This is a genomic window from uncultured Draconibacterium sp., assembly GCF_913063105.1.
Taxonomy (GTDB): Bacteria; Bacteroidota; Bacteroidia; order Bacteroidales; family Prolixibacteraceae; genus Draconibacterium.
This window is the reverse complement of the sequence record NZ_CAJXYQ010000001.1, coordinates 210,860-232,853: the sequence shown is the minus strand read 5'-3', so window position 1 is coordinate 232,853 and position 21,994 is coordinate 210,860. Positions and strand designations below refer to the sequence as shown.

20 protein-coding genes are annotated in these 21,994 nt (G+C 40.7%); 11 read left to right on the top strand and 9 right to left on the bottom strand.

Annotation, left to right across the window (positions count from 1 at the left end):
• Positions 1 to 5: 5 nt before the first annotated feature.
• On the top strand, positions 6 to 857 hold the full coding sequence (gene gldN / locus QZ574_RS00800; RefSeq protein ID WP_297085737.1) for a gliding motility protein GldN: 852 nt from the start codon (positions 6 to 8) through the stop codon (positions 855 to 857).
• A gap of 107 nt (positions 858 to 964) precedes the next feature.
• Positions 965 to 2,323, top strand: a complete 1,359-nt coding sequence (locus QZ574_RS00795) for an SUMF1/EgtB/PvdO family nonheme iron enzyme (protein WP_297085734.1) — start codon at positions 965 to 967, stop codon at positions 2,321 to 2,323.
• Between the two features lie 17 nt (positions 2,324 to 2,340).
• On the opposite strand, the gene QZ574_RS00790 is transcribed toward QZ574_RS00795, so the two are convergent.
• Positions 2,341 to 4,179, bottom strand: a complete 1,839-nt coding sequence (locus QZ574_RS00790) for a TonB-dependent receptor (protein WP_297085732.1) — start codon at positions 4,177 to 4,179, stop codon at positions 2,341 to 2,343.
• Between the two features lie 59 nt (positions 4,180 to 4,238).
• Positions 4,239 to 4,640: a nickel-responsive transcriptional regulator NikR gene (gene nikR, locus QZ574_RS00785; RefSeq protein ID WP_297085729.1), complete on the bottom strand. Its 402-nt coding sequence runs from the start codon at positions 4,638 to 4,640 to the stop codon at positions 4,239 to 4,241.
• A gap of 161 nt (positions 4,641 to 4,801) precedes the next feature.
• Here nikR and QZ574_RS00780 point away from each other — a divergent pair, with 161 nt between their 5' ends.
• Positions 4,802 to 5,206, top strand: coding sequence for an OsmC family protein (locus QZ574_RS00780; protein WP_297085727.1), 405 nt, complete (start codon positions 4,802 to 4,804; stop codon positions 5,204 to 5,206).
• Positions 5,207 to 5,208: 2 nt separating this feature from the next.
• Here the strand turns inward: QZ574_RS00780 and QZ574_RS00775 are convergent, their stop codons facing one another.
• Positions 5,209 to 7,086, bottom strand: a complete 1,878-nt coding sequence (locus tag QZ574_RS00775; RefSeq protein ID WP_297085726.1) for a M1 family aminopeptidase — start codon at positions 7,084 to 7,086, stop codon at positions 5,209 to 5,211.
• A gap of 144 nt (positions 7,087 to 7,230) precedes the next feature.
• Entirely contained in the window at positions 7,231 to 8,208 is a 978-nt protein-coding gene (locus tag QZ574_RS00770) for an ROK family protein (protein WP_297085725.1), read from the bottom strand.
• Between the two features lie 209 nt (positions 8,209 to 8,417).
• On the opposite strand from QZ574_RS00770, the gene yidD reads away from it, so the two are divergent.
• From yidD to QZ574_RS00750, 4 genes are all read left to right on the top strand, one after another.
• The gene (gene yidD, locus QZ574_RS00765) at positions 8,418 to 8,687 is read left to right on the top strand and encodes a membrane protein insertion efficiency factor YidD (RefSeq protein ID WP_297085723.1); all 270 of its coding nucleotides are present in this window, start codon (positions 8,418 to 8,420) and stop codon (positions 8,685 to 8,687) included.
• Positions 8,688 to 8,767: 80 nt separating this feature from the next.
• The gene (locus QZ574_RS00760) at positions 8,768 to 9,640 is read left to right on the top strand and encodes a zinc ABC transporter substrate-binding protein (RefSeq protein WP_297085721.1); all 873 of its coding nucleotides are present in this window, start codon (positions 8,768 to 8,770) and stop codon (positions 9,638 to 9,640) included.
• A complete protein-coding gene (locus tag QZ574_RS00755; protein ID WP_297085719.1) occupies positions 9,640 to 10,383 on the top strand; it encodes a metal ABC transporter ATP-binding protein in 744 nt (247 codons plus the stop codon). Before QZ574_RS00760 ends, QZ574_RS00755 begins: the two co-directional genes overlap by 1 nt.
• 1 nt (position 10,384) lies before the next feature.
• On the top strand, positions 10,385 to 11,194 hold the full coding sequence (locus QZ574_RS00750; RefSeq protein ID WP_297085716.1) for a metal ABC transporter permease: 810 nt from the start codon (positions 10,385 to 10,387) through the stop codon (positions 11,192 to 11,194).
• A gap of 378 nt (positions 11,195 to 11,572) precedes the next feature.
• Here QZ574_RS00750 and nagB read toward each other — a convergent pair whose 3' ends face one another.
• From nagB to QZ574_RS00735, 3 genes are all read right to left on the bottom strand, one after another.
• Positions 11,573 to 12,352, bottom strand: coding sequence for a glucosamine-6-phosphate deaminase (gene nagB / locus QZ574_RS00745; protein WP_297085714.1), 780 nt, complete (start codon positions 12,350 to 12,352; stop codon positions 11,573 to 11,575).
• 80 nt (positions 12,353 to 12,432) lie between these two features.
• On the bottom strand, positions 12,433 to 14,739 hold the full coding sequence (locus tag QZ574_RS00740; protein WP_297085712.1) for a glucosamine-6-phosphate isomerase: 2,307 nt from the start codon (positions 14,737 to 14,739) through the stop codon (positions 12,433 to 12,435).
• 85 nt (positions 14,740 to 14,824) lie between these two features.
• On the bottom strand, positions 14,825 to 16,045 hold the full coding sequence (locus QZ574_RS00735) for an ROK family protein (protein WP_297085710.1): 1,221 nt from the start codon (positions 16,043 to 16,045) through the stop codon (positions 14,825 to 14,827).
• Between the two features lie 194 nt (positions 16,046 to 16,239).
• On the opposite strand from QZ574_RS00735, the gene QZ574_RS00730 reads away from it, so the two are divergent.
• The 4 genes from QZ574_RS00730 to QZ574_RS00715 all read left to right on the top strand — a co-directional run bounded on the left by QZ574_RS00730 (position 16,240) and on the right by QZ574_RS00715 (position 19,555).
• A complete protein-coding gene (locus QZ574_RS00730; protein WP_297085708.1) occupies positions 16,240 to 17,340 on the top strand; it encodes an Sb-PDE family phosphodiesterase in 1,101 nt (366 codons plus the stop codon).
• A gap of 43 nt (positions 17,341 to 17,383) precedes the next feature.
• A complete protein-coding gene (locus QZ574_RS00725; RefSeq protein WP_297085705.1) occupies positions 17,384 to 18,052 on the top strand; it encodes an FAD-dependent oxidoreductase in 669 nt (222 codons plus the stop codon).
• 82 nt (positions 18,053 to 18,134) lie between these two features.
• Positions 18,135 to 18,845, top strand: coding sequence for a hypothetical protein (locus QZ574_RS00720; protein WP_297085703.1), 711 nt, complete (start codon positions 18,135 to 18,137; stop codon positions 18,843 to 18,845).
• A 197-nt stretch (positions 18,846 to 19,042) separates the two neighbouring features.
• Positions 19,043 to 19,555, top strand: a complete 513-nt coding sequence (locus QZ574_RS00715) for an OmpH family outer membrane protein (protein ID WP_297085702.1) — start codon at positions 19,043 to 19,045, stop codon at positions 19,553 to 19,555.
• A 46-nt stretch (positions 19,556 to 19,601) separates the two neighbouring features.
• On the opposite strand, the gene QZ574_RS00710 is transcribed toward QZ574_RS00715, so the two are convergent.
• Together QZ574_RS00710 and QZ574_RS00705 are read right to left on the bottom strand one after the other, a co-directional pair.
• Positions 19,602 to 20,570: a glycoside hydrolase family 130 protein gene (locus tag QZ574_RS00710; RefSeq protein ID WP_297085700.1), complete on the bottom strand. Its 969-nt coding sequence runs from the start codon at positions 20,568 to 20,570 to the stop codon at positions 19,602 to 19,604.
• 11 nt (positions 20,571 to 20,581) lie between these two features.
• On the bottom strand, positions 20,582 to 21,868 hold the full coding sequence (locus tag QZ574_RS00705) for an MFS transporter (protein WP_297085698.1): 1,287 nt from the start codon (positions 21,866 to 21,868) through the stop codon (positions 20,582 to 20,584).
• Between the last annotated feature and the right edge of the window lie 126 nt (positions 21,869 to 21,994).

Sequence of the window (21,994 nt, the reverse complement as noted above, 5' to 3'; positions counted from 1 at the left end):
AAATTATGAAGAAGTTTGTGGTTTATATCGGAATGCTGGTTTTTGCATTAGGTGCGGTACCTAAAAGTACTGATGCCCAAATTGTAAACGGAGCATATAAACAAAACGATATTTACGAAAAGAAACCGATGCCATTGGTAACGGTTCGTGAGGCGGATGTATTTTGGTCGAAAACGCTTTGGCGGGTGATTGATTTACGTGAAAAAATGAATATTCCGTTGTATTATCCTACCATTGAAATTGCCGATCGTACCAACTTAATTTCGTTGCTGTTAAAAGGAATTGAGAACGGACAGCTAACACCCTACGATGCGCAAGCCGATGATGATTTTAAAATTCCGATGAGCTACGCCCAGGTTAAAGCAAGGTTTGGTGCCGAGGCTACAACCGAAGAAAAAATTGATTTTGATACGGGCGAACGCACTACAGTGCAGGTTCAGGGCGAAATCCGGCCAAACGAGATAAAACAATACATGATTAAAGAACAGTGGTATTTCGATAAACAAACATCTACTCTGAATGTCCGGATTCTTGGTATTTGCCCAATTCGCGAATACATGCGCGAAGGCGATAACTCGGGACTGGTACAACGTCAGAAAGTTTTCTGGATTTATTATCCGGAGGCACGCCCGTTGTTGGCTACCAACCTGGTGATGAATCCATACAACGAAGCCCGTCAGCATTCGTTCGATGATTTGTTTATTAAGCGCATGTTTAACAGTTACATTGTTAAAGAATCGAACATGTACAATAATCGCGACATTAGTGCCTACCTAATTGGTAAAGAAGCCATGTTGGAATCAAAAAGAATTGAAGATAAGATATTCAACTACGAACAAGATCTTTGGGAATACTAATAGTAGAATTAGCATAATTTGAAGCCTTATGTTGCCATAAGGCTTTTTTTTGAAACAATTTAAACGCTAAGCCGGCGTTAAGATAGAGAAGGCTTAAAACCCGTTTAATGAGGAAAACCATTACATATATATTTGTTTTTGCCATGTTACTGGTTTCGTGTAGCAACGAAACCAACAAATACATTACACTTGGCAAAGGAACAAGTTCAAAATGGTTTGAGCCAACACCATTTGGGATGGTATATATCGAGCGCGGTTCATATAACCTTGGATCCAACGACGATGAGCTTTATGAATTAACACCCGCAAGAACTGTTTCAACTGAAGCTTTTTGGATTGACGATACAGAGATTACCAATAACGAATACCGGCAATTTGTACATTGGGTACGTGATAAAAAAGCACGCGAATTGCTTGCCCAAACTTATACCGATTTTCTGATTACCGAAGATCAGTATGGAGCACCGCTTGAAGAGCCCGAAATTAACTGGGAAGAACGGATTGAATGGAATGATCCGGAGTACCAGATGGCAATGGAAGAGTTATATATTCCGGAACAGGAACGATTTGCCTATAAACGTGAAATTGACGCACGCAAACTGGTGTATGAATATTACTGGGTAGATTATAATCAGGCTGCTAAACGAAGCAACGCCTTTAATTACGAAACCCAAAAATATGAAGGTTCGGTGGTAAATTCAGATGGCGAGTTAGTGCCTATTGAAAACCGGAGTTCGTTTTTAATGCGGGAATCGGTACCGGTTTACCCTGATACACTTTGCTGGATAAGGGATTTTGCCTATACCTACAACGAACCGTTTACCATGAAATATTTTGCTCACGTGGGATTCGACGATTACCCTGTGGTTGGCGTTACCTGGGACCAGGCAAGGGCGTTTTGCAACTGGCGAACCAACCTCAGAGGGATTGTGCAAAAAAGATTTAAAGAAACACCTGCACACGATTATCGTTTGCCAACTGAAAGCGAATGGGAGATTGCAGCACGGGGTGGAATGCACAACAATATGTACCCGTGGGGTAGTTACTACACCCGCAATGTGGATGGGTGCTTTGTAGCCAATTTTAAGCCTCTTCGCGGAAACTATGTGGCCGATAGTCCCACCAGTACAAATACCATGGAAGTTGGTCAGTTTGATCCCAACCCTTACGGTGTGTACGATATGGCCGGTAATGTTGCAGAGTGGACTTCAACAGCTTTTTTTGAGGGCGGGTATAACACCATTCACGACCTTAATCCGGAAATTCAGTACAATGCGCGTCCCGATGATCCTCCGGTAATGAAGCGCAAAGTGGTACGCGGAGGTTCGTGGAAAGATATTGCCTATTATATTCAATCGGCCACACGTACTTTCGAGTACCAGGATACAGCGAAGTCATACATTGGATTTCGTTGTGTGCGCACCTCTTTTCGCGATGACCTGGGCGGACGGGTTGGTTTAAAATAACACTACCGGTCTTCTGTTTAAAATAAAAAGTTTATTCCTCCAAACACTGTTATTTCAGGCATTGTATAATAGCGGTTAACCTCATAGCTGGTGCTTAACAAATTGTCGCCGCTTAAATATAATTTTATATTTCTTGACAAATTGTAGCTTACTTTTGCATTTAGCAGCGCATAGTTTTCAGTGTTTGAAACTGCTGTTGGGTCGTTGTCTAATCCCGAAACATATTGAATATTAGCGTTAAATAGTAACTTTTTTAACCGGTAGTTTGCATTTAAAAACAAATGGTGTTCAGGTGTGGCATACACCGGTTTTTTCATATTCGTGTAGGTGTATGTAGCATTTATGGCAAGATCGTTAACCGGTTTAACATCTATGGAAAGTTCCAAACCTTTATTTGATACTTCTCCGGTGTTTTGATACCCATTCGGCAGGCCTGTATTAACAATCAGGTTGTCGCCCTTAACAAAGAATGCCGTAAGTTCAACATGCATGGCATTGTTAGCGAAGGTATGCATCACACCTGTCTCGTAATTCCAAACAATTTCAGGATCGAGGTTGGGGTTTGGTCCCCACATAAACAGTTCGCGCATTGTAGGGCTTCTAAAGCCCTTTGAGATGGTTCCTTTCCATGTTGTCAGGGGCGAAAAAGAATTGGCAAAACCTACTGAAGGAATCCAAACCGAACCGTATTCGCTGTGGTGGTGGAATCGTAAACCCGCATTAATAATCAGGTTCGATCCAAATTTTTGTTGTGAAAACAAATAGGTTCCAATTTCCGTAATTGAGGTATCGGCAAAAGTCAATCCCTGGCCGCCTATTGCAAATATATTTTTGGCTTTACCTCCGTAATTCATCAGGTCGATTCCTGCGGTAAGATTATTTCCTTCAATCAATTGAAACGATTCGTAAAGGTTAATGCCAAAGTTGTGGTCGTTTGAATGAAAGCCATCGGTTATTTCATGCTCACCAAAATTGTAAAAGAATTTCAGTGCTCCTGATGCTTTATCAAATGAATTTTGTAACGAAAACGCGCCGTAGCCACGCATTATATCAATGGTTTCACCGGGCGAAGCGTTCAGTGTGTCGGGCCCCGGGTCAGATGCGTCAAAAGCAGCCACGCTAAAATCAGCTTCGGCTTCAAAATGATCGCTGATTTGGTAGCCTAATTTCAGATAGCCATTGGTAATTTTAAAATCAGAATGAGATCGGTGACCATCAGTTTGGTCGTGATTACCGGAAATAAAAACACTGAACTTATCTTTTTTATATCCTACCGATCCCATATATTTCTGGGTATTGTACGATCCGTAGGTCAGGCGGGCATTGCCTTTAAAACCTTCTGTCGCCTGCTTTTTTGTAATGATGTTAATAACCCCTCCCATGGCATTGGAACCATATAAAATGGAAGCCGGCCCTCTAATTACTTCTACACGCTCCACATCGCTGGCAACGTATGAATCAGGCAGCGGATGTCCCATTATTCCCATAAACTGCGGATGTCCGTCAATAAGCATTAAAACACCCGTGGTTGGGCTCCCTCCAATACCTCTGATTGAAATCTGCCCAGCAGAACCGGCAGCAACGCCAAAACCGGTTACGCCTCGTTCGGTTACAAACAATCCCGGTACCCGGCCATTTAATATTGGCAGCAGTGCCGACTCATCACTTTCTTCAATTTGTTGACGGTTTACAACCGTTACAGCCATTGGTACACTATTTCGGTTTACCTGTACCTGGGTGCCCGTAACCACTACCTCGTTTATTTGAATGGTGTCGTTGGTGGCATAGTGCATTTGTGTGTTGCCTATAGCTGGAAATAGAAATATTAGAATGGAAAGAACGATAAAATTCCGCATTATCAATAGTTTAATGTGTTACTAAATTATTTAAACGTGTTACTGTATGGTCAAAAAAATTATTCTGCTTTGCTCATTACCAATTTGCCGTGTTGTATTCCTTTAATACTGATTAGCTGATCGGAAATTTCAGTGAGTATGCGCGAAGGCCCTTTTACTGCAATAATTTCCATTAAATTAATTTCGTTTAAAAAGAAACTTTGCGACGAAAGAATGTGCGTTTTGTGTGCGTACTGAATGGCTGCCGATTTTTTTATGATTTCTTTTTTTGAATGATTGAAAACCAATACAACTGCCCCGGCAACAATGTTATCGCATTTCCACTTTTCTTCCACCATGTTTTTTTCGATAAGGTGACGAATAGCCTGCGAACGGTTGGAAAAGGCATTTTCAGATACATAATTGTCAAGTGCTTTTAATAAGTCTTCATCCAGTGAAACTCCAAACCTTGAAACAGCCATGGTGATACTATTTTTGTAATTCGTAACACGAAAATAGAAAAAAGATTTGGTATCCGGAGTTCTTTGTTTGTTTATCACCCCATATTTTATTTTACGAACATTCTTGATTACCGGTGGTTGTTTAAAATGCTTTATCTTTAAATAAACGAAAATTGTAATTTATGGAAACAATAAAAACATTTTACCTGGGCGAGTTAAGAACAGAAAATGAACACCTGCAATCGGGAAATAAAGTTATTACCGATGCCCCAACCGACAACCAGGGGAAAGGAGAATATTTTTCGCCAACCGATTTGCTGGCCACCGCGTTAGGCAGTTGCATAATGACGATTATGGGCATAAAAGCACGCGACAATGGAATTGATATTGAAGGGACACAGGTTGATGTGACGAAAATAATGGCATCTGATCCGCGCAGGGTGGCCGAAGTAATTGTTGAATTTTCATTTCCGGATAAGAACTATACCGAAGAAGAAAAGCGTTTGGTTGAAAGTGTTGCCGGAATCAGTCCGGTACCATTAAGTCTTCACCCCGATCTTATTCAAACGATAAGCTTTAACTGGTAAGGCTATTGTTTTATAAAAGTGCTGTGAAATATTCCGGATGCGTGTTTAGCCTGAAGCACGTAAATTCCTGAGGGCAAAGTGGCAACATTCAACTTTGAGGCGTTTCCATGAAAGGTTTTTATAACAGCTCCATTTACAGTGGTTATACGAATTTCGTGAATATTGATAGCGGGAGGTTTTGATAAATAAATGTTGCTTTCAACAGGATTGGGGTAGATGGTAAAGCCTGACGCATTTTTTTGGAAAGGAATGCCAACGATTTGTTCAGTTTCGGAAATTAGCCAAAGCTCTGGATCGATAATCATTGAAGCCACGGTGAAAGGGCTTTCAATGATAAATTCTTGCTGATTGACGCTGTGCTGAAGCACAAGATCCAACGAATCGCTCTGGTCGTGATTATAAAAGCGCACGGGCACCGGCATCTCAAAAAAATCAACGGATTCGTGGGTCGTTTGCTGGCTAAGGGTGACGAGGGTGTTTTGCTGATCGATTGCAATGAAATTTGCAGTGTACAGTGGGTAGCCTTCGCCATAAAGCCAATCGTTAAAAAATTCAGTCAGGCTGGTGTCGGCTTCCAGTTCAAAATGTTTTATTACATCGGCCGAGCGGGCAAAACCATTGGCAATTTCCGGATCGGAGAAATAATTTTTAAGCCCCTGAAAAAAGGCAGCGTCGCCAATAACCCAACGCAACATATGCAGCAAGTAGGCTCCTTTAGCATAAGATAGTCTGCTGCTAAAAATTCGCGATACAGAAGTGGTATCGGTAACAAAAACCGAACCGTCCGGCTCTTGCTTTATCTCATCTGAATATACCTGTTTCCAAACCGGCCACCATTCCGTTTCAATATTTTCGTAACTCAGTCCGGTTAGGTAGGTGGCAAAACCTTCGTTCAGCCAAATGTCTTGCCACGAGCCCAAAGTAATAAAGTTTCCAAACCATTGGTGAGCCAGCTCGTGGGCAATTAAACCATAGCTAAACTTGCCCATAAAACTCATTGTTTGGTGTTCCATTCCACCGCCCCAGCCAAACTGCGCATGGCCGTATTTCTCGCTGGCAAAGGGGTAGGGGCCAATTATATTTTCAAACAGTTGGATTAAATCGGCGGTAACCGGTGTTTCCGTTTTTGCTTTTTCCAGATTCTCCGGATATACGTAGTTTAGAATTTCTATTGTGTCGCCGGTGGCAGAAAGCAGGTAATCGGAGTACCTTTTGTAATCGGTTACAGCAATAGCAACCAGATAGGTGGCAATCGGGAAACGGTGTTTCCAGTGCATAATGCGGTTCGTCTCGTTTTCCTTCTCAGAGACCAGTATTCCGTTGCTTGCGGCATAGTATTGTTTGGGCGAAGTTACCAGCACATCAATCGAATCGATTTTATCGGCCAGCGATTGTTTACACGGCCACCAATCCATGGCTCCATATGGTTCTGAAAGTGTCCATAAAACCGGAGTAAAGGCTGATCCATGTGTGCTTGTTGCAAACGAAATAAAACCGGTTGATGGAGGTACCCCGTGATAAAAGACAGTTACCGAATCGGTTTGATTTGTAGCAACGGGCTCAGGTAAATTTATGCTTAGTTTGTTGTTTTCGTGTGTAAAAGACCATTGTTTGCCCCGGATTAGAATAGAATCGGTACTGAGTTCACTGCTGAGGTCGAATTCTAACAGTTGAAGTGAATCGGTTTTACTTATAAAATGTGTGGTTATTTTTCCGGAAATGAAGCGAATTGCCGGATCAACCTGCCACTCCATTCGCTGGTAAATAAAGTCTGTTAGGCTGTTGCTCTGGCTTTCAACAAAATTCGACTTTTGTTGAAAACTCCTGCTTTCCTGCAATGCTATTTTATCGGAAATGAATAGTTCATTCTCCTGAGCCATGGTATTGACGCAAATGAAAATGAAAAAAAGGAAGTTGGCAAAACGTATCATTGCTTAAAGATACAATACCGGATGGAGATTTAAAGTAAAAAAAGAGACCGTCCCTTTAGAGACAGCCTCATTTTTAAAATATTTTGGTAAGTATTATTTATCAATTTCTTTCCAAACCAAAGCGCTTGCACCCACAATGGCTGCATCGCCTGGTTTAAGTTCCGACGGTAGGATTTTAATTTTGTCCTTAAAAATCGGAAGCAGGTGTTTTTCCATATATTTTTTTGTTGGCTTAAATATGTAATCGCCGGCAGCTGTAGGTCCACCAAAAAGAAAAACAGCCTCGGGGCTCAGGTGGTGTATGGTGTCGGCCAAACCTTGTCCGAGCCATTCTCCGGTTTTTTCAAATACCTCAAGTGCAATTTTATCGCCTTTTTCTGCAGCATCAAAAATCATTTTCGAGTCGAGCTCGTTAAACGATTTATCAGCAAGCAAACTATCAGTAGCATTGTAATGCGCCATTAATTCAAAAGCAGTTCGTTTCATTCCGGGAGCCGAGCAGTAAGCTTCCAGGTGGCCCAATGCTGTGCATCCACACAAACGTCCACCAGGAATCAGGGTGGTGTGTCCACATTCTCCGGCAAATCCATCATGTCCGTACACCAGGTCGCCATTAACAACAATTCCGCTGCCAACACCGGTTCCCAAGGTATACATCACAAAGTTTTTCATTCCTTTGGCACCTCCATAAATCATTTCGCCAATAGCAGCAGCATTGGCATCGTTTGTTAATGCCAGCGCCTGCATCGATGGGAAATGTGCACGCAGCAATTCAACTAAACGAACTACGCCTTTAAACGAAAGGTTTGGAGCATATTCGATGGTGCCGCTGTAATAATTTCCGTTTGGAGCTCCGATACCAATACCAAGTACCTCAAGATTTTCATTCAGTAATTTTACCGATTTAATTAATTCATTGATGGCTGCTGCCAAATCTGAAATGTACTGGTCGATATCGCCATGCGATGGTGTTGAAATATTATCTTTTACCATCACATTTCCTTCAGCGTCAACAACACCAATGGCTGTATTTGTTCCGCCTATATCAACTCCAATTGCAACTTTCTTCATTATCTTATGTTTATTTAATTAAGATTGTAATACTCTATTATTGTGTGTAAGCAAAATTAAAAATATTATGCAATTGATACAGACGCTTGCAAAGGTTTATGGGTATTTATTTTTATTTCAGATAAGCTTTAACGTTTTTTAAGATGAAACTCATTTTTTGGCTTTCGAAATAGCGTTCAATTTTAATTTTACCTTTGTTAGTGTAATTAATGAAAACAGTAGGAAAAGCCATATTAAAATTTTTAGGGTGGGTACTTTTACTTCCAATTTATATTTATAAATACGCCATTTCGCCACTCACACCTGCTTCGTGCCGGCATGTGCCTACGTGTTCTGAATACGCCGTTCAGGCAATAAAATTGCATGGTCCGTTTAAAGGTTTTGTACTTACAGTGCATCGCTTATCAAAATGTCATCCATGGGGTACGCATGGCTATGATCCGGTGCCACCCAAAAGTCCCGATTCAAAAAAGTTTTAATTAAATTCGGTACTGTTTATTCAAAAACATAAAACTAAATTTGTAGAACTTTGTTAAGTGGGAACACTAAAAAAATTGAAATGAATAGATTGCTCGTTTTATTCGCACTTGTTGCACTGCTTGCTTCGTGCGGGAATAGTAAGAAAGAAAACAAAAAGATAGCCGATGTTATAACGGTTAGCATTTTACCGCAAAAAACATTTGTAGAAAAAATTGCAGGAAATGATTTTGAAATAAATGTATTGATTCCGCCCGGATCGAGCCCCGCAGCTTATACTTTGTTGCCATCGCAGTTAAAAGATATTAGCCGTTCGGCCATTTGGTTTCGGATTGGATATATTGGGTTTGAGCACTCGTGGAAAGAGAAAATCGCCCAGGCCAATGCCGAAATGAAAGTGGTAAATATTTCGGAGGGGCTGGATTTAATTGCTGACAAATTCGATCAACATGGCGATCATGTTCATATCGATGGTGTTGATCCGCATGTGTGGTTGTCGCCGGTTTTGGTAAAACAAATGGCAAAAGTTATTCTTGATGAACTTACTGCTTTAAAACCAGAAAAAACTGCTGAGTACAAAGCAAACTACATGCGCTTTGTAAAAGAATGCGATGTGCTACATGTTGAACTGAAAAATCAACTGAAGGACTATGCCGGCAAGAAATTTATAGTTTTCCATCCCAGCTTATCGTACTATGCCCGGGAGTACGGGCTCAATCAGTATTCGCTCGAATCGGGCGGGAAAGAGCCAACGCCTCAGCATTTAAAACAAGTAGTTGACATGGCCAAGGCTGAAGGAATAAAAATTATATACATTCAAAGTGAATTTGACCGGGAACATGCGCGCGTATTTGCCCAGGAAATAGGAGGTGAAATCATTCAGGTGTGGCCACTGGATCCGGCCTGGGAAGAAAACCTGAAAAAAATGACCCAAATTCTGATTGACAACTTTTAATGGATGCATTAATAAAAATAGAAAACTTAACGGTTGCCTACGATAAAGTACCGGTGTTGGAAAAGGTAAACCTGGAAGTGCGTGAGAAAGATTTTCTGGGGGTAATAGGGCCAAACGGAGGCGGTAAAACAACTTTATTAAAAGCTATACTCGGCTTGTTAAAACCGGAATCGGGGAAGATTACATTTTCACCAAAAATGGGAGGACGCAAAAAACCTATCGGGTATTTGCCACAGGTAAAACATATCGACAGGAAGTTTCCCATCACGGTTTTCGATGTTGTTTTGTCGGGGGCAATCATGCAAAATCCGAACAAAGCCGGTAGCCAGGTAAAAAACCGGGCCGAATTATTGCTTGAGGAAATGGGTATTACAGGCATACGAAATAAAGCTATTGGCGAGCTGTCGGGCGGGCAAATGCAACGGGTTTTTCTGTGTCGTGCATTGTTAAGTCAGCCTAAATTACTTATTCTCGACGAACCCGATACTTTTGTTGATAACCGATTTGAGGGTGAATTGTATGAAAAGCTTCGTAAACTGAATGAAGAAATTGCCATTGTTTTGGTTTCGCACGATGTAGGTACCATTACCAGTTATGTAAAAACAATTGCCTGCGTTAATAAATTGCTTCACTATCACCCAAGCAATGTAATTTCGCAACAGCAGTTGGCTAATTATAACTGCCCGATACAAATTATATCACATGGCGAAGTTCCTCACACTGTACTAAAGCACCACCATTAATATGAGCGCGATTATTGAATTGTTTTCTTACGATTTTTTTCAGAAAGCCTTTTGGGCTGCTGTTTTTGCCAGTATTTCGTGCGGAATTATTGGTGCTTACATTGTTTCTCGCCGCATTGTATTTATTAGTGGCGGAATAACGCATGCATCGTTTGGCGGAATAGGACTTGCTTTTTTTCTGGGCTTCAATCCTTTGTTAGGTGCTGTTTTGTTTGCTGTTTTATCGGCACTGGGCATACAGTTTTTTACCAGGGTGGCCGAAATTCGTGAAGATTCTTCTATTGCCATCTGGTGGTCGCTGGGAATGGCCCTCGGTATTATTTTTGTTTTTCTAACTCCGGGCTATACGCCAAATTTAATGAGCTACCTTTTTGGTAATATACTTACCGTTACGGTTTCGGAGCTTTGGTGGATGTTTACCCTCAACGTGGTTATAGTAAGCTTTTTTGCTGTTTTCCTCCGAAAAATACTTTACATTGCTTTTGATGAGGAATTTGCACGCGCAGCCGGACTTCCGGTAGCTTTGTTTAACTACCTGATTATTGTACTCATTGCTTTAACGGTGGTGCTCAATATCAGGGTGGTTGGTATAATTCTTATTTTGTCGTTACTTACTATTCCTCAGGCTACAGCAAATATGTTTACAAAAGATTTTAAAAGTTTACTGGTGCTATCATCGGTTTTTGCTTTTGTAGGAACGATAGCCGGACTGTTTATTTCGTATTTTCTGAATATTCCATCGGGGGCTGCAATAATTTTTACCCTGGTACTTATATTTGGAGTACTTCGGTTGGTAAAATCATTTATTTAATGCTTGGTAAGAAAAAGGAAAAGTTATATACGTGCAAGAACTGTAATTTCCGGTTTTCAAACCTTGATGTTATGCGCACCTGCAGTAATTGTTTTGCCTGCACCGGTTGCGAAATATACACTTGCCCTGCCTGTCATAACGAGGTAATTGTAAAAGAAATGAAAAAAACGCAATAAAAAGAGAATAAAAACATTAGCGATTAAGGACTTGCAAAATATGTTTAAAAACTCCAGTATTCCTTGTTATCTGGTTTGGTTCAAAACAAAAGAAAATGTATTTTCGGTCTGCAATAATCGCTAATCAATTCGGGATTATTTAGCACAACTGCCCGCTCTGGTTCACCAGGCGGGCAGTTTTATTTTGTATATTTTAGTTGGTTTAAACTGATTCTTTAAAATACTTAACCGTTCCTACTTTTAACTCCATGGTTGCTTCTTCATCGCAAACAATAATTCCGTTCGGATGCATTTGCAAAGCAGAAAGAGTCCACATGTGATTTACCCCATTCTCTACTACATTTTGCAAGGCACGTGCTTTTTTGTAGCCATTCACCAAAATCAGTACTTCTTTAGCATCGAGAACAGTTTGTACGCCAACAGTTAAAGCTTGTTTTGGCACCTGGTTTAAATCATTATCAAAAAAGCGCGAGTTGGCCACAATGGTGTCGTAATTTAAATCTACCAGGCGTGTGCGCGATTGAATTGATGAGCCGGGAATATTAAAAGCCAGATGGCCATCGGCTCCCATACCTCCCAAAAATAACTCAATACCTCCGTATGATTGTATTTTCTTTTCGTAGGCTTTACACTCCGCACCAAGGTCGGTAGCATTGCCATCTAAAATGTTGATGTTCTCCTTCTGAATATCAATGTGTTTAAAAAAGTTCTCAAACATAAAACTGTGGTAGCTTTCCGGATGATTTTCGTCAATTCCAACATATTCATCCATGTTAAAAGTAACTACATGTTTGAATGAAACTTTTTCTTGTTTATACAAATCAATTAAAACTTTGTAAGTGCCCAGTGGGGTTGAGCCTGTTGGCAGTCCCAAAACAAAAGGTTTTTCGGCCGTAGCTTTAAAATCATTAATTTTTTCGGCAATATGGTTTGCGGCCCAAAGGCTTAATTCGTTGTAGTTGTTATGAATAACTAATTTCATTGTGAATGTATTTTTATTACGACTTTTATTTTGCGCTTAGTCGCTGTTTCGATTAGCAAAAGTTGATTTATAATTTTCGTTTACAGTATGTTTTCCATCGCTTTTCCCAGGTTCGATGCTTCTTCCAGAAACTGCTGAACATTTAGTTCGCGGTGGTAAATAACGCCGTGTGTAGCTCTAAGCAACGGAGAATCGTTTTGGTAGAAGAAATTTTTTCCGAGCAGCAACTGAATTTGCTTGTGTTGTTCAAACCATACCCGCTGTGTGAGGTCGCTGAATTTTCCATCGAGCTGGTAGCTCGGAAACGAGGCATTTACCTGGGTAATGTAACATTCGGTAAACGATTTGTCGAGTGTAGCCAGCGAGTTTAACGAAACGGGAACAATTACTTCAACATCCCAGGGGTTGTATTTAAACCAAACATTCCGGTAGCCAACAATACGCAGCTTGCTCAGGTCTTCTTCTTTGCTCCAGTCTTCAACTGCCCGAGCAATGGCCTGCAACACTTTGTAGTGTGTGTCGGGGCCGCTTCCCTGCGGGTCCATGGCCAGGCTAATAACTGTTGGTTTGTATCTTCTGAAATCTTCAAGAATTGGAAGAATGTCTTTTTCGTAATTTGATTCGCCCGAGTAAAAGCCTAAACGCAGGTGGTGCACATTTTTTACCATAATACCGTAGTGGGCCCATACCAGCTCTTCTTCAAACTCCCTGATCATACCTTTTAGCTTTTGCACTTTTGGCGGATTTTTCCCGCCATCGTAACTTTTGCGTAAAATGGTAAGTACTTCAAAAATAGTTTCTCTTAATTCTTCTTCGTCTTTAATATTCCAGATAGAAACTAAAGCACGAACCACCCTGTGACAAACGCCACGGCGTTTCTCTTCTTCATCTTGCGCTGCAATGTTATCAAGGTAGTGGTAAATATCTTTGTCCCATTTATATTTGTAACCGTCTTTAAAAAAGTCGGGGAAGTTGATCATTTCAATTGTTCCCTGGTTTATCAGGTCTTTTGTATCAATCAGTAACTGGTACAAAAAGCTGTTGGTAACCGCAGTAAAGCCCGAGGTAAGCACCGAAAAATGAAGCTCGTTGCTGGCATCGCGGGATTGACGGTTGGTAGATGGCATAATCCCCAGCATAATATCATCGTGGTGGGGCCCGGTATGGTAATACACCTGGTTAACCTCTTTTTTCATCCCTTTGTGCAGCTTGGCTAAAATTGAATCGATTACCGATTGCACTGTATTTTCATTCAGGTCGGGAATCATGCTGCAGTACTTGTCTGCCTTTAGGTCGTCAAGCTCCAGTTTTGTACCAAATTTATTTATCTTCTTGCAAAGTTCGATAACAGCCCGTTCCGTTTTCTGATGGTTCCACGGAGTGCAGGTGTAGTAACAATCAATACTGTCTTCAAGCGAAACAGCTGCTCCTTCAGTAAGATAAAAGCGGGCATTTTCCAGCTTCTGAAGTGCTGTTGCGGGGTAGGTAACAGTAGGTTCACTTTCTAACGACGCCTTTATGGTATCGGCAATGGCTTCACCTGCGGCGTAAATAATGGCCTTGTTTTGCGGGTTGAACGACAAGGTGCCTAATCCGATAGTAATAACCAAACGATTTTTCGACACCTCTATTCCTCCCAAATCGGCAGCAGTTATAGCTTGCGTTTCGAAATTGGTTTGAGTGAGACGGGTTGATGAAAAATGATCGGAACCGCGGGTGTTGAAAGCGATTAAACCATCGGGGCCAATCCCGCCAAGGAAAAAGCCAATTCCACCTTTTTCGCGAATTTTATTTTCGTAGGCTGTACACCAGTTATCAATTTTAAAAATCGATTCCTGTTGCAATTGCTCCTGGTGTGTTTTTGCTTCGCGATAACGCAACGAAAGATCGATTTTATAATCAGGAAAGATTTCTGAAAAATGTTTTCCTTCCGCCAGCTCAACTTCTTCAGAGTTTATAAGCAGGGCCTTTTCTTTATTAAATCCAAAAGCCTCGATGTATTGTTTTTGCGCATAATTATGAAGGCTGTTGTGCTGTTTTGGGTCGATGGGAAAGAATTCGCCCATTTGTACAAAAGACAACTCGCTTAAGTCGGGTTTTTTTACATCGGCCAATCCGTATTTTTCTAAAAAGTCTTTTCCTTTTTTGTTGGTCCAGTTTTCAAGTATAAGATGCGTAAAATCCAGAAAGTATTGTGCTGTTTTACCCGTTGGTAAACTAACAACACCATTGGGGTTTTTACTTGCCCACTCCAAAAAACTTAAGGCCGAAAGCAAACCCAGTTTCGGAAAACTTTCGGTAGTGATATACGGAACTTTGGTTGTAATTGTTTGCGACTTTGCTTCTGCAAAAAATGCCTCTTCAACCTTTGTAAAATTGATTTTCATGCGATTAAAATTTTTTCGAGACCCTTTGCTTACAGAGATATGATGTTTCTTGTTTTCTGTTTTTATCTCAGTTCCGGATCTGCTATTATCGTTGTTTTGAAATACGTTCCAAAGCATACGCAGCAGCCCCGATGGTACCGGCTTTTGTTCCAAGTTCAGAAAACTGAATTTCAGTTTCGTTACTAATATCGCGGTTGCTAAAGGTATGGATAGCCTGTTGTATTGGAGCCAGAATAAATTGGCTGGCAACAGCAACCTGGCCTCCAATAATAATAAGTTCAGGATTAAAAATCTGAATCAGGTAGGCCATTCCTCTGCCCAGCCATTTGCCAACTTCTGAAAATAAAGATATGGCAAACTGGTCGCCGGAGTTGGCAGCTTGTATAACTGTTGAAATATCTATTTTGCTTAAATCTTCTTTTACCAGATCTTTTATCAGCGAAGAATTACCTTGAAGAATTCCTTCGCGTGCCTGGCGCGCAATTGCATTGGCCGAAACAATAGTTTCCAAACATCCCTGTTTGCCGCACACACAAAGCACACCGTTATCGGCAAGCGGTAAATGTCCAAACTCGCCCGAATAACCCGATTTGCCGGTATACAATTTCCCATTTACAATTATTCCCAATCCTAAACCCCAGTCAGCCTGAAGCATCAACACGTTTTTCTTGCCCTTTGCAAGGCCAAAGTGTTGTTCGGCAAAGGTGCGTACTTTCGCGTCATGGTTGATATAAACCGGAATGCCAAATATTTTTTGTAATCTATCAAACAGGTTTTTCTCTTTGGGGAAATAGGTTTGGTTTATTCCCTCTTTCTGATTGATTAAACCTGGCAGTTCTATTCCGGCAACCAACACTTTATCCTGGTCAATTTTGCTGGCTTTTATTACCTCCTCCAGCTTTTCATTTACCTGGATAAAAATGTTAATGTCCGACGACATTTTAATAGGAAAGTAATGAGGTCCGCTAACTTCATTGTTGCAGCTGTTAAAAATTGAAATAATGGTGCGGGTTACATTTATGGTAATGCCAACCACATAAAAGCCATTTTCAACCAGTCCGTAAATATTCGGACGGCGTCCGCCACTCGAGTCGCCACGGCCCAATTCGTTTACCAGCTCGTCTTCAATGAGTTCCAGTAAAAGGCTGTTGATTTTTGGCGTACTTAATTTAATCTGTTTGGCCAAATCCGAATTAGAAAGCGGGCCATTAAAATAGATTGAGCGAAGAATTTGTTTCTTCTGGGCAATTTTTTTGAGCTCAACTGCCTGGCTTTGATTTCCTGTGGTTTTAAAAAGTTTTTCCATAACTGTGTGTGCAAAAATCAGAATATTTTATGTATCAAACAAGAGTCTTTTTAAAATAATTAAAAAGAAGACTATAATTCACCTAAATTTAACCATTCATTTACAATTCATAAAAAATTAATATGAAAATATTTTATTCTTGGTTATTTTCGAAGATCTTTAAAAACGGTTTTGTATTTCTAAATAATTCTACCATGATGAAAATATTTGGTTTATTGCTTGTTATATTGTTGGTATTTAGCGAGTTAGTTAACGCTCAGCCGCGTCGAATAATTCATATTCCCAATATTGAAAGTTACAAAACCTTAAAGTGTGATTTTCATATGCACACGGTATTTTCTGATGGAACGGTGTGGCCAACTGTGCGCATTGAAGAAGCCTGGAATGAGGGACTTGATGCCATTTCAATTACCGATCATATCGAATATCGCCCGCATTCTATTGATGTGGTTGCCGATCATAACCGGTCGTTTGAATTGGCCGAGCCATTGGCTAAACAATCTGATATTCTTTTAATAAAAGGTGCTGAAATTACACGTAGTATGCCTCCGGGACATTTAAATGTTCTGTTTATAAAAAATGCGAACTTGCTTGAACTCGAGGATGTTACAGCAGCCATAAAAGAAGCACGCGATCAGGGAGCGTTTATAATGTGGAATCACCCTTGTTGGGACGCTCAACAGCCTGATACCGTGCGGTGGTGGGATGAACACACCGACTTATTCAAAAATGATATGTTACATGGAATTGAAGTGTACAATTGGGAATTTTGCCCGGAGGCAATGCGTTGGGCCAACGATAAGAATTTAACAATGCTGGGTAATTCTGATGTGCATGGGCCTATGGATGTGAATGATGGCCATCGCCCCTTAACACTGGTGTTTGCAAAAAGCCGAACAATAGGGGGGATAAAAGAGGCACTGTTCGACGGGCGCACGGCGGTGTACTACGACAATACTTTGGCCGGAAAATCAGACTTTCTTGAACCACTATTTTTTGCTTCATTAAAATACAATGAAGCACCCTTAAAGCTTAAAAACAAAGAGTCGAAAGTGATAAAAATTACCAATAACTCGGATGTGGATTACGAGCTGGAACTCGTTCAACCGGGCGTTGGTTTTGACGCACCGGAGCTTATTACCTTAAAAGCACACCACGTTTCGGCCTTAAACATTAGCGGAAATTCAGACGAGGTGGCCAACGCTGCAACACTTAACGTATATTACCGGGTGAAGAATTTGCTTATTGATGCTGATGAAAGCCTGGTTGTTACTTTTTCCTTCAGAAACAATTAGTGTGATTCATTGTTAAATTGCTGAAGTTTTATTCACAAGAGCCATGTCAGGATCAACAAAAAAAGAACCTCCGTTACTACGGCAAATAATTACCAATAATGTCGAAATATCGCCGGGAGTGCATGTCATTTCCTTTCGGCGGGATTTTGAATTCTTACCCGGGCAGGTGGTAAAAATTGGGATTGACACCGACCACCCACCTCGTATTTACAGTATTTGTAGTGGCAACCAGGAGGATGAGGTGCGGATTCTATTTAATATAAAAGACGATGGCTTTTTAACCCCTAAAATGGCAGCAATGATTCCGGGCGATCAGCTTTTTGTTTCGGAACCTTACGGTAGTTTTTTAGATCACAAAGAACCGGCCTGGTGGATTGCAACAGGTACGGGTATTGCTCCCTTCTATTCCATGTTCCGATCGGGACTTAACGAAGGGAAAAAACTTATACATGGTGTACGGCAGCTTAACCAGTTTTACTTTGAAGATGAACTGGATTGGGCAATGGGCAACAATTATGTTCGGTGCTGCTCGGGCGAACAATCGTGTGATGTTTTTCCGGGACGGGTAAGCAAATACCTGACAGAAATAAACCAGTTGCCCGATGTAAATTATTTTATATGCGGGAAAGCCTTAATGGTAGTGGAAGTGCGCGACCTGCTTATTGAAAAAGGAGTAAATTACGAAAATATAATTGCAGAAATCTATTTCTAAGAATCGTGTTTGATTGAAACTGTAATTGTTGTACTTTTATTGGTACAAATGCTGTGTACTTAATTTAAAAAACATAATCATAATGAAACGTACTTTTTTATTAACCGCCGTAATGCTTTTTGCATTAATCAGCACACAAGCCCAATCGCTTGAATCAGTTTTAGATAATTACTATAAGGCCAGTGGCCTTGAAAAACTTGCCGATGTAAAAACCTTCGATATCAAGGCAAAAATGAGTATGATGGGAATGGATATGCCCATGACCATAAAAATTAAAAAGCCTAATAAATTTAGGGTAGACGTAGAAATGATGGGCCAAAAAACAACCAGCGCTTTTGATGGTGAAAAAGGATGGATGGTTAATCCAATGATGGGATCGGGCGTGCAGGATTTGGAAGGAGCTCAATTAAAACAGGCTATGAGTCAAGCAGATATGGAAGGAGAACTTTTTAACTACGCAGCAAAAGGACATAGCATTGAAATGCAGGGAAAAGTGGACGTGGATGGTACTGATGCTTATAAACTAAAACTTACCGACAAAGATGGTATGGTAAAAACCTATTTTATTGATGCCGATACTTATATGGTGAATAGAGTAGAAGCTCGGGTAGAAGCAATGGGGCAGAGCATGGATATTGTTACCAAAATGCTGGAATACAAGGATGTAAAAGGAGTAAAAGTTGCCAATAGAATTGAAGTAGAAATGCCCATGGGAAAACAATCAATGATAATGGAAGAAATTAAAGTTGATGAAAATATTGATGACGCCGTTTTCTCTCGTCCTGCAAATTAAAAATCAAATGTTTAAAAATATTAAGGGTGGGGAACCACCCTTTTTTTATGCCCGATTTTTGGAAAACGAAACATAATTTAGCAAATTAAACTACTCCTTTACTATTGTTAACGAATAAGCTGGTTAAGTTTAACGTCTTTTACGAGAATCGCCACAATATTTGAAACACCTTTGATTAAAATCTAAAAAATAGCACAATGAAAATAAAATTACTTTTCTCGGCATTTATAATTCTTGCCGCTGTATCCGTTTCAAAAGCACAACAATCCTTAAAAATTGGCCACGTTAACATTCAGGAACTGGTTCAAAAACATCCTGCAATGGACAGTTTGCGGGCCATCGTAGAGCAAGAGTCAAAAGATATGGAAGAAATTTACCAGGAAATGCTGGAAGAGCACGAAGCTGCCATTCAAAAATTTGAACAGGAGAATGAGGGATATTCTGAGTTTGTAAGGGAAACCAAGCAAAACGAGATTTTAGAGCAATCGCAAAAAATACAGAATTACAATCAAACAGCACAACAGCAACTGCAGCGCCGAAATATGGACTTGATACAACCCGTTTATAAACAAATAAACCAGGAAATCAGCAACATTGCCGGTGCTCAAAAGTTTACCTATGTACTCGATATAAGTGCCGGAAATGTAGCCTATGTTTCGCCCGAAAGCGAGGATTTAACACCTTTGGTTTTAGAGGCGATTACTGAGTAAAAGCAACAGGTCTCAAAAAAAATGTTGAGACCTGCTGAAGTATTTTTTAAACTGAATTTTTCTTAATAAACTCAATCAGTTCTTTCTGGTAAGCAAAGGCCATTCCCACTACCGTGTCAGCTGCACCGTAATAAACGGCAATTTTTTCTCCATCGCTAAGTGCAGCGCATGGGAAAACAACATTGGGTACATCGCCGGCCAGTTCGTATGGGGCAGCAGGAGCCAGTAAATAAGGCTGTGTGCGGTACAATACTTTCGATGGGTCTTCGAGGTCGAGCAATGCAGCACCCATTGAATAACGGAAACCGTTGCAGGTGTTTATTACTCCGTGGTAAAATTCCAGCCACCCTTCTTCTGTTTTAATTGGTACCGATCCGGCGCCAATCTTGGTACACTGCCAGGCACTCCGTTCAAAAGGGGTAACTTTCATTACGCAACGGTGCTCACCCCAGTATTTCATGTCTGGGCTGTAGCTAATGTAAATATCGCCAAAAGGTGTATGGCCATTATCGCTCGGACGGCTTAGCATGGCATATTTCCCGTTAATTTTCTCGGGGAAAAGAACACCATTACGGTTAAAGGGCAAAAAGGCATTTTCGCATTGGTGAAAGGTTCTAAAATCAAAGGTGTAAGCAATCCCGATTGTTGGGCCATGGTAGCCATTGCACCAGGTAACCCAGTAGCGGTCTTCAATCCAGGTAACGCGCGGATCATATTTGTAGTCCGACTCGATCATTTCGGTGTTTCCGGCAACCATCTCAATCGGTTCGTGATTGATTTCCCAGTTGATACCATCTTTACTAAAACCGGCAAAAATATTCATCTGTACCGCTTTGTTATCGCAGCGAAAAACGCCTGCAAAACCATCTTCAAACGGAACAACAGCACTGTTGAAAATACTGTTTGATGTAGGAATGGCATAACGGCCAATAACCGGATTTTCGGAATAACGCCACATTACATCTGAGCAACCTTCAGGCCGGTCTTGAAAAGGTATATTAACTTTTTTTGTCATTACAGTAAGTATTATTTTGTTTCTTCTTCATCTTTTTCAGGGTGTCCGAACGGAACAAGGCGTGCAGCAATAAATGCCGGAATGGTTGCTACCAGCACCCATGCAAAAAACAGTTTGTAGCCCAGCCAGTCGCTAAAATAACCACTCAGCATCGAGGGAATCATAAAGCCAAGGTTCATTATTCCCGTTGCAAAAGCATAATGTGCCATTTTGTATTTTCCGGGTGCTACTTGTTGCATCATAAAAAGCATAAGCCCAACAAAACCAAAGCCATAGCCAAAGTATTCGAAAACCACTGCGGCTCCAACAAGATACAGGCTCGAGGGTTGAAAATGGGCAAGTAGGGCATAAACCAAAAACGGTACGTTAAAGGTGGCAACTAAAAACATTAAAGCCCTTTTTAGTCCTCTCTGAGCGATAAAATAACCGGCTAAGAGCGAGCCTCCAACAAATGCCGCGGTGCCAAATGTTCCATAAACCACACCAATTTCGGTAGTTGATAAGCCAAGTCCGCCATCGGCAACGGCTGCCTTAAAAAACAGCGGGGCAATTTTTATGGCAAAACCTTCGGCAAAGCGGTACAGTACAATAAAAGCAATGTACCAGTAAATGTATTTTTTCTGAAAAAAGGTCTTTAATACATCCCAAAGCGTGGCAAATCCTTCTTTTAACGATTGTACTTCGGTGCTTGATACCTCGCCAACAGGCAACATGCGCGAGTGGTACAAACCCACCAGGGCCATAACGGCAGCAATTCCCAACATAACAGCCACCCAGGCATTTACAACGCCCATTTGTTTTTCCAATACGCCGGCAATGGTTACAAAACCTCCGTAGGCCAAAAATTTTCCAACATTGTAACTTGCCCCTTGCCAGCCAATGTAGCGGGCTTGTTGTTTTGATGATAATACACTAAGGTAAACTCCATCGGTGGCAATGTCGTTGGTGGCTCCGCTAAATCCCACAACACCAAGCAAGGCTATAGAGTAGGCAAAAAAATGGGGTAGCGGCAACGAAAAAGCAATAAGCGCAAAAGTAACAGCAGTAATAAACTGGCAGGTAACAACAAAAAACTTTTTCGATTTAAACATTTCTAAAACCGGACTCCAGAGTGGCTTTAAAGTCCATGGCAGCATAATTAACGAGGTCCAGAATGCAATTTTACTATCGGAAATCCCCATGTTTTTATACATAATTGCAGTTGATTGTGCCAATACCATAAAAGGTAAGCCCATGGCAAAATAAGCAGTCGGAACCCAAAGTGCCGGGTTGGTTATGTTATTCTTTTTCTCTACCATCAGTAGTTTTTGTTGTTAAAGATTGAATGCCGAAAGTAATTTAAATTTATATTTTTAAAAAATATAGCAGCAATTTTAAATAATATTAAAAAGTTTTTAGTTTTCTTTTTAGATAAACCATACATT